The sequence below is a fragment of the Streptomyces sp. NRRL WC-3626 genome, from assembly GCF_000718785.1.
GTDB classification, from domain to species: domain Bacteria; phylum Actinomycetota; class Actinomycetes; order Streptomycetales; family Streptomycetaceae; genus Streptomyces; species Streptomyces edwardsiae.
Genome location: NZ_JOCA01000002.1, coordinates 218,407 through 229,677, shown reverse-complemented (window position 1 = coordinate 229,677; position 11,271 = coordinate 218,407). Strand labels below are relative to the sequence as shown.

The window sequence follows — 11,271 nt, the reverse complement described above, 5'->3', positions numbered from 1 at the left end:
CCGTGACGGCCACGTTCTGCTCCAGCGCGCTGAGTGGGCGGGACAGGAGTGCTACTTCCTCCCCGGCGGCGGCCGCACCCCGGCGAGGCACTCGACAACACGGTTCGCCGTGAGGTCCTTGAGGAGACCGGCCTCAATGTCACCGTCGAGCGCATGCTGTGGCTGCGCGAGTACATCGGTGCCCATCACGGTGGTGCACCGGAGGACCACAGGGTCGAAGTCATCTTCCTCTGCCAGCCCGAAGGAGATACGGCGCAGCTCGGCGGCCATGCCGAATACGACGCCCAGACCGGCCTGGAGTGGGTCGAGGGGGCAAGGATCCCGCGCAGCAATCTGCTCCCCGGGGCGGGCCACGCGCAAGCAGGTCGCCGAGGTGGCCGGCGTGCGGCCCATCTGACTGAAGGAGCTGGAGGAAGGCCTGAAGCACCCTGAGGGACTCGAGACGCTCGGCAAGGTGCTGCGGGTGTACCGCGTCCGGCTCGGCGTGGCGATGCCGACTGGGCGGTGACAGCGCTCGATAGACGACGACCCCGAGAAGCACAGCTTCTCGGGTCTTCTCTTTTTTCACAAGCGGTGATTGCTCGAGCAGCGTGCCGGAGCTGCCTTTCGCTGCATGACGCTCACGCCATTCAAAGCCTTTTAGTGCCCCTTTTGACTCCCATTCGGTATGCCCTTTCAAGTAGGCTCGTACTCGTTTCTGAATCATGACGAGAAGGAGTCGACATGGTCGCGATCGTGGTCGCAGAGAAGCCGAGCGCAGCGAGGAACATGGCCAGCGCCCTCGGCGGGACGAAGGGCAGCTACAAGGGCACGGCCTACGAGGTGGCGAGCCTCAGGGGTCATCTCTACGAGTTCGCCCAACCGCACGCGATGGTGGACTCCTCGCTCGCGGACGCCTATCAGAAGTGGGACCTGAGCAATCTGCCCTGGGATCCGGATGACCTGACGTGGAAGCGCGAGCCGCAGAAGAACGTCGCGGACGTCATCAAGACTCTGCGTTCTGCGCTCAGCCGCGGCGACGAAATCGTCATCGCCACGGATCTGGATCCGTCCGGTGAGGGTGATCTGCTCTTCTGGGAGGCGATCGACGAACTCGGCTTCCACGGCAAGCGGTTCAGCCGCATGGAGTTCACCGACGAGTCGAAGGCCTCGATCCAGAAGGCGTTCGAACAGCGCCGGCCGGTGAAGTCCATGCAGAACGAGGGCGACTACCGCAAGGCGATGTACCGCTCCCAGTGGGACTTCCTGTCCATGCAGTTCACGCGTATCGCCACGGCGATGGGCCGCCAGTCCGGCCAGGACCTCGTGCTGCGCCAGGGCCGGCTGAAGTCGGCGATGGTCTCTCTCGTCGGCGACCAGCAGAAGGCTTATGACGCGTACGTCAAGAAGCCGTTCTTCCAGAACCGCTTCCGCGACGAGAACGACGTCATGTACACGAACCCTGATGAACCGCGGTTCGACCAGAAGGGCCAGGTGCCGCAGCAGTACGGCCCCTCCCCTGTCGTCCTGGACAGCAAGGCGGGCAAGAAGACCGCGCCGCCGAAGCTGCTCGACCTCGCTTCCTTGTCCTCGATGCTCGTCGGCAAGGGTGTGAAGGCGAACCTGACGCTCTCGACCTACCAGAAGATGTACGAGGACCAGGTCGTCTCCTACCCGCGCACGGAGGACAAGACGATCACGCCCGAGCAGTTCAAGGACCTCGCGCCGCTGATCGACAAGATCGCCGCCGTGGTCGGCGTCGACGCTGGGCTTCTGACGCATCGCCAGCCCCGGTCCACACACGTGAAGCCCGAGGGCGCGCACGGCGCGAATCGTCCGGGGCCGAAGGTGCCCTTTTCGCTGGACGAGGTCGAGCACAAGTACGGCAAGGCCGGACGGCTCATCTACGAGATGCTCGCGAAGAACTACCTGGCCATGCTCGCCGAGGACTACCTCTACGAGCAGCAGAAGGGCCACGTGGAGAAGTACCCGGACTTCGTCGGCATCGCCAATGTGCCCAAGAGCCCCGGCTGGCGGGCCGTGTTCGATCCGGACGCCGGCGACGACACGGCCGAAGGCGACGAGAACGAGTCCGGCAAGGGCCTGGGCCAGACCGCGGAGCCGTTCATCTTCGAGGGCGCGAACAAGCGCCCCGAGCATCCGACGATGAAATGGCTGATGAAGCAGCTGGAGAAGCGCGACGTGGGCACGGGCGCGACCCGCACCTCGACGTATTCCGAGGTCACCAACGGCAAGGCGAAGTACCCGCTGCTGACGGAGAAGGGCCGGAAACTCAGGCTGGCGCAGGCCGGCGAGATGAGCTGGCGGCTCCTGCCGGGCACACGCATCGGCGACCTCGGGCTCACCGAGAAGGTCTACGCCGACATGCGCGACATCGCCGCCGGGATGGCGACGGCCGAGGAGCGCCTGGCCGTCGTCGCCGACTGGGTGCGCGAGGACATCGCCACGATGACGAAGAACGCCACCTCTATGCGCGCCGAGCTGGGCCTGAAGAAGCAGGTGGTCGCCGCCCGCGCCGAGGGTGTGTGGCATGCCGCTCCGGGTGGGCCGAAGAAGGTCGCCTTGAAGAAGATCTGGTCGGGCCACGAGTTCAGTGACGACGAGGTGGCGAAGCTGCTGGCGGGCGAGACGATCTCGTTCGAGGCCACGAACAAGGCGGGCAAGCCCTACACGGCCACCGGAGCGCTCGGCGTCGGCGACTTCAAGGGCCGCAAGTTCGTCGGGTTCCAGCTGGAGGTGCCGGACAAGCCGACGAAGTGGTCCGGCCGGACGTTCACGCCGGCGGAGGTCACGGCACTCTTGGCGGGCCAGGCGCTGGAGATCGACGACTTCGTCAGCGCGAGGACCGGTAAGACCTTCGGCTGCAAGGTCAGCTGGGACGCGAAGGCCAAGAAGATCGTCCCCGACTTCGGCTCCGGCGACGAGCCGCCGCGGTCCTGGTGTCAGGTGACCTTCACCGACGCGCAGCGCAAGGACCTGGCAGCCGGCAAGACCATCCAGGGCACGGGGTTCGTCTCGTCGAAGGGCAAGACCTTTGACGCGAAGGTCGCCTGGAAGGAAGAGGGCGGCAAGAAGAAGATCGTGCCGTTGTTCGGCTGATGCCCGGACAGGCGCTGGCGAGCAGCAGCGGGTCCCGGACCTCGGGACCCGCTGCTGCCTTTTCACGACAGCGACAACAGAAGGATGTGATGAGGACGATGAACGACATCGTGCAGCTGGGAGATCAGGTGGGCCTGATCGGCGATGTCCAGGGCGACACCAGGTCCCTGTACGACGTTTGGTTGCGATCGCATCTGTCGCTCTTTTCCCGAGTGCCCGCAGAGCCGTCGTAAAGGCTGTGAGATCAGCCCTTGGGGAGCATGGGGCCACGCGTCATGTGGCTGTGCACGGCGGCTGCCACCGGCTGCTGTTCCAGGTAGCGCCCTGCCGCATGCGGGTCGTCTTGATTGTCCACGGCCACGTCGGTCACGCCTGGTGCGATTGCGGAGAGTCCCACACCGGCGGTGACGGGATCGTTGGGGTCGAAGACGTTCAACCAGCGCACGTTTGAGGGTAGTTGAAGCTCGTCAGATGCGCGTACCCCGAGTTTGCGCCGCAATGGAAGCCATGCCAGGGGCGATCCGCAGGTGATGAGCATGCTCACGCCGCCATCAACGTCCGAGGGAATCCGGCCCCGTTGGAACATGTCGTACACGATGACGCTGCCCAGGGAGTGAGCGATGATCAGGCTGGCGCCGCTCTGTTCCACCGCCTCGCGCACGCGGTCGCGGACGGTGTCCGCCATGCCTTCGTACTTGGATTTGGCGCTGAAGTAGCCGTACACCTCACTGACCCTGCTGAGCAGCGCCTTCCCCACTCCAGGGCCGCATCTGCGGTCGATACGCGCGAGCGCCGCCGTGATGCGGGGCGAGACAGGCGGAGGTGCGCCCAAAGTGCCGGCCGCCGGCCGCTCTCCCAGCACGGGTGGCGTGTGGGCCTCCAAGGCCTGCGCCAGCAGTTCCAGCTGTTCCTCGTCGGTTTCGGCCAACCACTCGGACGGGTCGTCGTCGCCGAGCTGGAAGCGCCCTTTGGGGAAGACGTCGCCGTAGTACGGGGTGATGACCGACGGTGTGGGGGACGTGGGGCCGCAGTGCAGGGATATGCCTTCCGCCAGAGCCAGGTTCCAGTCCTCGGCCAGCTTGAGGGAGTTGGTGTCGCGCTGGCGGATTCCGTGGACTCCCACCACATGCAGATCGCTCACTGGACCGGCCCCCTCTCTCCTCCGCCTCCCCTGGCGGGACGCCGATGATGCTACCGGTGGCCCGCCGCGCCGCGCCGTACGAGCGCGAAGGCGATCGTTCCCGGCGGTAGAGTGCCGCTTTCGAGCCGTAGGACATGGGCAAGCTGGGGGGCTTGATGAGCGGGGTGGCGCGTGCGTCCCGTCGGCTGATCGTCATCGCGGTGGACGACTACGCGGACGGCAACGCCGAGTTCACCAAGGGAATCAACGAGCAAGTGGGCGTCGTCACGGGCTGGTTGGCCGACTCCGCGCTGGGACCGGAGCGGCAGTTCTCGCTCCGGAGACCGGACGTGACGCTGCACTCGGTGCAGCAGGTACACCGGTTCCTGAACGTCCAGGACATCGCCGGTGCCAGGCGCAGGGAAGCGATCGTCATCTACATCACCGGTCACGGTCAGCGGGGACCGTCCTCGGGCCGGCACTACCTGCGCTTCGCCCGCACCGACGACGGCCGGCTTCCGGGCACCGCGCTGACCACCAGCGAGGTCATCAGCGCCGCGCTGGGCAGCTCGGCCGAGCATGTGCTGGTCCTTGTGGACTCCTGCTTCGCTGGGGCACTCGCCAACGATGTCCAGCCCGTACTGCGCGATCTGACGTCCCGTCGCAAGCTGGCCTCGCTCGCCGTGGTCACGTCGGGCGACTTCGACGAACAGCCTCTTGTCGGGTCGTTCACCGAACTCCTCAGGCGCACCCTGGAGAAGATCGGAGCCGAGGAGACCGGGTTCGCGAAGCCATATCTGTCGCTTCGTGAGTGGCGGGAGGCCCTGGAGTCCGTACAGCGCGAGGACCACGGGCTGGTCGAAGCCAGGTGGGTGTGGCCGGAGCAGCAGCTCTCCGACGAGGCGAGCCTGTGCCTGCCGAACCCACGTTTCGAGGCTCCGCAGGATCTGGGGACCGCGGTGCGTGAACTGCCCGACGCCGCCGGGCTGTTCGACGGCTACTGGCGTGATCGCGCCTCGGGCCGGATCCACTCGGAGGACATGGGCTGGTACTTCAGCGGGCGCCATCACGAAATGCGCACGCTGACTGAGTTCGTCACCCGCGGCAGTGGTGTGCTCGTGGTGACGGGAGCGGCGGGCTCGGGGAAGTCCGCCCTGCTGGCCCGCCTGGTGACGCTCACTGATCCGGTTTTCCTCGACCAGCCCGACCTGTCCCGAGTGGCGGCGGCGGTCCCCGCGGACGAACGTCCTGCTGCCGGTTCGGTGGACGCCGCCGTCCTGGCGCGGAACAAGACCTCGCTGGGCCTGATCGAGGATCTCCTGCGGGTGCTGGAGGCAGAGGCCGCCCCCGACGGGACAGCGCCCCTCCAGGCTCTGCTGGAGTGCCTCACCGCGCGTGCCCGCGAGAACCGGATGCCGACCCTCGTCATCGACGCGCTGGACGAGGCCCAGGACAGCCTCGCCTGCCTCAACGACGTCGTCCTGCCGATCGCACGGTTGCGGGTGGAGCGTCATAAGCCGTTGGTGCGGATGGTGGTGGGGGTGCGCAGCTCTCCTCACGACTCGCCCGACGTCGCGGAGCACCTCGTGGACGCGGACGCCGACGAGCTGCTGCATCGGCTGTGCTGGGCATTGGAGGGCGATCGTCTGCCGGTCCCGGTCACCGTGCAGCGCACGGACGGTCCCGGCGTCGCCGACGACATCGCCGCCTACGTCGAGGCCCTGCTCGCCGGAGACGAGGCCGGGCCCTACGCCGACAGGCGCGAGCAGGCCGGGATCGCCGCGCGTGCCGTGGCGCGTGCGGTGGCGCCGTCATTCCTGGACGGGCGGTTGGCCGCGGACCAGTTGCGGACCGCCCAGCAGGTTCAGGAGGTGACCGCGCGGACTTGGCAGGAGCGTCTGAGCCGGGGCACGGTGGCGTTGCTCCACGAGGACCTCCACGAAGTGGCCCGTCAGCAGGGTCTGCCGGTGACCGTGCTGGTCAGAGTCCTGCGTGCCGCGGCGTTCGGGGCCGGTTCCGGACTGCCCTGGGCGGAGGTCTGGCCCGGTGTCGCCCACGCGCTCGTAGCTCCTGGTGACAGCGGGGCGTCGGTGGAGGAACTTGCCGCCGCCATCCGCACCGTGCAGACGACTCGACTGACCGGCTATCTCGCCAGGAGCGAGGAGGATGGGCGCCTCACGTACCGGCCGGTGCACCAGCAGGTCGCCAAGGTTCTCCTGGAACAGCCCTCCTCTCTCGCCGGTACCTCACCCGTCGCACCCGGCGGTGATGAGGTGCCCCCGCCGCTCGCGGAGGAGCACGCCCGCATCACCCGTGAGCTGGCGCTTCTCCTCCCCGCGGAGCGCGCCACCGCGCACCCCTACGTCCGGCGGCATCTCGTGGCACACGCCACCGCCGGACACGTCCTGGACGACGAACACGTTCCCCTGCGACTGCTGTCCCAGGAGACCTCGCACACCCTGCGCGAACGACTGGGCCTACCGCTGCCCGAGGACCCGGAGGAGACCCACCGGACCCACGTCGCCGCGGCGGCACTGATCGAGCCCTATCTCACGGACGCCGTCGACCCGGCCTCCCGGCACAGCAGCATCGCTCTGCACGCACTGGCACTCCGGCACCGCGAGGAACCGCAGGAGCCGGGCGCCACGGTCTTGAGCCCGCGCATGGTGTGGTGGCGGTCCGCCACCAACGTCCTGGCCACCCCGGGACAGTATGTGCGCGCTCTCCTCACGATCGACGTGTCAACGGGACGCACCCTCGTCGTTGCCGGAACCAAGCAAGGGGCCCACGTCTGGGACGCGGCCGACGGCCAGCACCTGGCGGATCTCCCTGCCGGTCTCGTCGACGACCTGTGCGTCGTACGCGGGAACAGCAGAGCCTTCCTCGCCACCGCCGGACCTCGGGGTGTCGCGATCTGGGACCCGCTGTCCGGACTGCGGATCCACCACTCCAGTACGCCCGCCAGTGCGGTTCACGTCGTCACTGACGGTGAAGACCGGTGGCAGCTTCTCTCACGCTACGGCCACGGCCTCACCCGCTGGAAACCGGACCAGAACCGTTCCGAGACAGTGCCGTTCCCCACGGACGAAGCAGGTGGCCAGCGCCGTCCCGCGCACACCGTAATCCGCGACCGGAGAGGGCGACCGCTGCTCGTGTCGGCGGTCTCGGACGGACTGGTCCTGCAAAGTCTCGACGACGACGCGATCCACTCACGCGCGCGCATCGCTTGCCGTGACGTGCGCAGACTCCTGTGCCTGCGGCGCCCGGGGCGTACGGACATGGTGCTGGTGGCAAGTACCGGCCGCGTCCTGAGCTGGGATCCCGACACGGGGCAGGTGCTGCCGGTGGGCAAGGGGCCTGCCGCGTTTCCCGCACAGTTCGATCTCCCGGACGGCCGCGTGGTCATCGCTCTGGAGAGACGTCGACACCGGAGCGTGGAGGTGTGGGAACTCGGCGAGGGCGGCTGGGACTTGGTCGCCGACGTCACCGTGGGAGAGATCACCGGGTTGACGACGCTGCCGGCGGCGGACCGATGGCTCGTGGCCACGGCCGGCGAGGAAGGTCTGCGCCTGTGGCAGCCAAAACCGGCCACCCCCCGTACGCCGCCCGGAATGTCGGTGGGACCGGTCACCGCGCTGACGGCGCTTCGGATGCCTGCGGCGGACGGCCGGGGCCACCACCGATGGATCGTCGGCAACCCCGCCGGCGCCGTAGCCATGGATCTGGACGGCGGCAACAGCACCGATCTGGCCGTCGGCATGGTCGACGCGCTCCATCCGGTTTCTCCGGGGCGCGTGGCCGTCCGGGCCGGCACCGGCACCGGCACACGGATCTGGCAGCCTTGGACAGCGGGAGACCAGCAGGGTCCGCGGCCCGCCCCGGGAGGAAGCCACCTCGCGGTCTTCCAGCGACGCGAAAGCTCTTCGGACTCGTGTGTCGTCAACTGGCCACCAGGCTCGACCCACTTGGCCCGCGCAAGCTACAGCGGCATTTTTCTGGAGGATGTCGAGGGCGGACCAAGCGAGCTCATCACCAGTGTGGCCTTCCCAAGGTCCCGCGCGGTCGTGGCCCTGCCTGCGAGCGACGGAGTCACTCCGTGGCTTGCGATCGGCACGGACCGTGGTGTCAGCATCTGGGATCTGGAAGGCGCGAGAGAAGTCGTACATCTGCGGGTACGGGGGAGGCGACGCTCGGACACCTTGGCGCTGGCGGTCCTTCGATCGGCCGGCTCCGTTCTCCTGGCCGCGGCCGACCGCGAGGGCATTCACACGTGGGACACGGCCGACTGGGAACCGCGGGCGCGGATCACGACCCCCTGGACCAAGTCGCTGGCTTCCGTCACGCTCTCCCCCACCCGCGATGTACTCGCCAGCGGGAGTGGTCACGCCCTTCACCTGTGGGACCCGGTTTCCGGCGAGCTGTTGCACAGTCTGATCACCGCCGCGCCCGTCGACTCCATCGCCTCGGTGTACGAGGACGGCCAGGTCTCCCTCGCGATCGGCGGACCCGCGGGCCTGGCCGCTTTCCGCGTGAACCTGCCGTCTCCTGAGCCGTGGGCTCGGCGCGAAACAGGGGGAAGCGGAGGGTAGGTGCTCAGGCCCGGCCGGTGGCGCCGGTGTCCGGGTGATGAGTAAGAGGTGTGTGGGTTTCCAGGCTGCTGCGGGCCGGTACAGGGTGCGGTCCGAGGCCGTCGCCCGACTGCAGGGCCACCGGACCATCGGGCACAAGAGCAGCCATCTGTTCTTGGTGACCTCACATCAGGAGGCGGCGGCATCGCCTGGCAAGTAGGGTCCGTCGGCGTAGTGACTCGTGGGTGGGTAGGCCGAGTCGGGCCCACTGCGAGGCGATCCCTCAGATGCGCGCGACGGAATTGACAGACGGTACCGACCTGGCGAAGGACTCCGAGCCGGTGACAGTCGGCCAGGAACATCCGCGGCTGCCAGTGCAGCCTCCCGCCGCCATGAGACAGAGCGTGACGGTGTAGCGAGGCCATGAGTAGGGGATGACGGCGAGTACCACGCCGAAGGCGCAGACGCTCCGGGGGTGGTCGTCGAAGCTCCCCAGGAACGTTGTCGCCGCGCTGGACTCTTGATGCTCGACGACATCCAGGGCTGTGCGGGACCGGAGGAACAGGAGGGAGCCGATGACGCAGCTGATCACCTTGACGAGCCGATCGCCGCAAACAAGCTTGGCCTGGGTGCTCAGGTCGTCCCTGGAGTCCGCGGCGTTCACCCATCGCAGTGTCGACTGGCCCAGCGCCAGCACGGTGCCGATGAAGATGCCGTAGAGCCAGATCCTCGGTGGCGTGTGCCCGTCCACCATGAACGAGAACGTGGACGGGCCACAGCCGCCCAGAACCGCGGCGACAGCCACCGTAGTCGCCGTACGGCGCAGCCTGCAGCCCAGGTTGGCCAGGATGAGGGTTTCACGGCTCGGTGTTCGGGGCGAGGCAGGCAGTCCCGTGCGGAGGAGCACCATGAGCGACGTGAATCCGAGCCAGACGAGCGCGGAGAAGAAGACGTCCCACCTGAGCAGGTCGGGAAAGAGCGCCCACACGGACCCCGCGACTCCCACCAGCCCGCCGCAGGTACGCGCGACCGCCGCCGCAAGGACAGCGTGCTCCCTACACCACGTCCTGGCGCCGAGCCAGGCCGCGGCAAGGTGCATGACGATCAGAGCCACCACCCAGGGAAAGTCGAACCACAGGAACGCATTGGCGTAGGCCCGCAGGGGGACGCCGGAGGTGACCGCCCACGGTGCGACGCCGAGGACGTAGAGCAGGCACGCGACGGTTCCCCACAGCAGGGACCCTGCCCACGGACGGGCGAGCGGCTGACACCAGCGGCAGAGCTGCCACCAGGCGAGATCATGCGTGCCCAGGCGGCGCAGGTCGCAGGCGAGGTGTGTGAGGCACCGGTGGGCGTCGTCCGGATCCAGCGGCCCGCGGACGGATCATGCCAGCCGCTCAGACGACACCCGATAACCCGGACTCGCCAGTCCGAGCCATCGAACGTCTCCATTCAAGCCCCTTTCATTCTCGATTCAAATGACCTATCTGAGATAGGATGCCATCTACACACCTCACGTATGAGGACTTTTCGATAGAACGAGCAATGGCCATTAAGGCTGCAGGGGGGAGATGAGAGATTCATGGCGAAACTGTCCTATAAGGTGCCGAGTTCGCTGAACAGGAGCTTCCTCGACCACGAGATCACGCTGAGCAAGGGAGGGTGGGCGGCCAAGCCCTCCCCGATCAAGCAACTGCTCTTCTTCGGCGGCGGCATCCTCGCCCTGCTGTGGTTCAGCACGTCGACGTTCGTCGCGAGCTCGGGCCCAGTCGCCATCACGTTCTTCGTCCTCTGGGGACTGGCGGCGATCGCCTACTTCGGCGGGCTGATGAAGACGAAGGAGCTGCGCATCATGCGCGTACCAGCCTTCCTGGCTTACCTGCCGCTGAAGGCCCGCCATGTCTTCACCCGTCGCGGCTCGAACCCCACGGACTTCTACTCGATCGTCGGCATCGACGGGATCGACGAGGACGGGCTGATCCACTTCTCCGACGGCGGCGAAGGTCGGGTCTACCTGGTCGTCGGCTCGGCTAGCTACCTGCTCTTCGACGAGGACCGGGTCGGGATCCTCGATCGGGTCGACTCCTTCTGGCGCAAGGTCGAGACGGCCTGCGAGCACAGCTTCATCACGACAAAGGAGCCGCAGCGGGTCTACCACCAGGTGGCGAACCTGGAACGGCGCAACCAGGCCCTGCAGGTCCGCGATCCCGATCTGATCGAGCTGCAGAACGAGCAATACGACATTCTCACGCAGCACGTGGGCGGGAAGTTCACCTCGATCCACCAGTACCTGCTGCTCAAGGGCAAGAACACCGACGCACTGCGCAAGGGGCACCAGGTCCTCCAGGCCGAGGTCGGCGGCTCGACTCTGATGATCAAGGAAGCCACGATGCTCGACCGCGAGGAGGCCCTGCCGATGCTCCGGGTCTTCTACCAGGGCATCGACGACGAACTGCTCGATCTCAAGGCGTCGCTGAACTGACC

General features: G+C 67.4%; 7 protein-coding genes. 4 read left to right on the top strand and 3 right to left on the bottom strand.

The annotated features are described in order from the left end of the window. The first annotated feature begins 33 nt into the window (after positions 1-33). On the top strand, positions 34-432 hold the full coding sequence (locus IF28_RS40340) for an NUDIX domain-containing protein (protein ID WP_078620837.1): 399 nt from the start codon (positions 34-36) through the stop codon (positions 430-432). 291 nt (positions 433-723) lie between these two features. Continuing rightward, positions 724-3,099, top strand: coding sequence for a DNA topoisomerase (locus IF28_RS0103680; protein WP_030213781.1), 2,376 nt, complete (start codon positions 724-726; stop codon positions 3,097-3,099). 62 nt (positions 3,100-3,161) lie between these two features. Here IF28_RS0103680 and IF28_RS40120 read toward each other — a convergent pair whose 3' ends face one another. Both IF28_RS40120 and IF28_RS36940 read right to left on the bottom strand, forming a co-directional pair. Next, entirely contained in the window at positions 3,162-3,293 is a 132-nt protein-coding gene (locus IF28_RS40120) for a hypothetical protein (RefSeq protein WP_267883046.1), read from the bottom strand. Positions 3,294-3,343: 50 nt separating this feature from the next. Then, a complete protein-coding gene (locus IF28_RS36940; RefSeq protein ID WP_048818822.1) occupies positions 3,344-4,240 on the bottom strand; it encodes a hypothetical protein in 897 nt (298 codons plus the stop codon). Between the two features lie 134 nt (positions 4,241-4,374). Here IF28_RS36940 and IF28_RS0103665 point away from each other — a divergent pair, with 134 nt between their 5' ends. After that, a complete protein-coding gene (locus tag IF28_RS0103665; RefSeq protein WP_106981982.1) occupies positions 4,375-8,808 on the top strand; it encodes an AAA family ATPase in 4,434 nt (1,477 codons plus the stop codon). A 262-nt stretch (positions 8,809-9,070) separates the two neighbouring features. Here the strand turns inward: IF28_RS0103665 and IF28_RS0103660 are convergent, their stop codons facing one another. After that, a complete protein-coding gene (locus IF28_RS0103660) occupies positions 9,071-9,904 on the bottom strand; it encodes a hypothetical protein (protein WP_030213772.1) in 834 nt (277 codons plus the stop codon). Between the two features lie 465 nt (positions 9,905-10,369). Here IF28_RS0103660 and IF28_RS0103655 point away from each other — a divergent pair, with 465 nt between their 5' ends. Then, positions 10,370-11,269, top strand: coding sequence for a hypothetical protein (locus IF28_RS0103655; RefSeq protein ID WP_006379211.1), 900 nt, complete (start codon positions 10,370-10,372; stop codon positions 11,267-11,269). Positions 11,270-11,271: the final 2 nt, after the last annotated feature.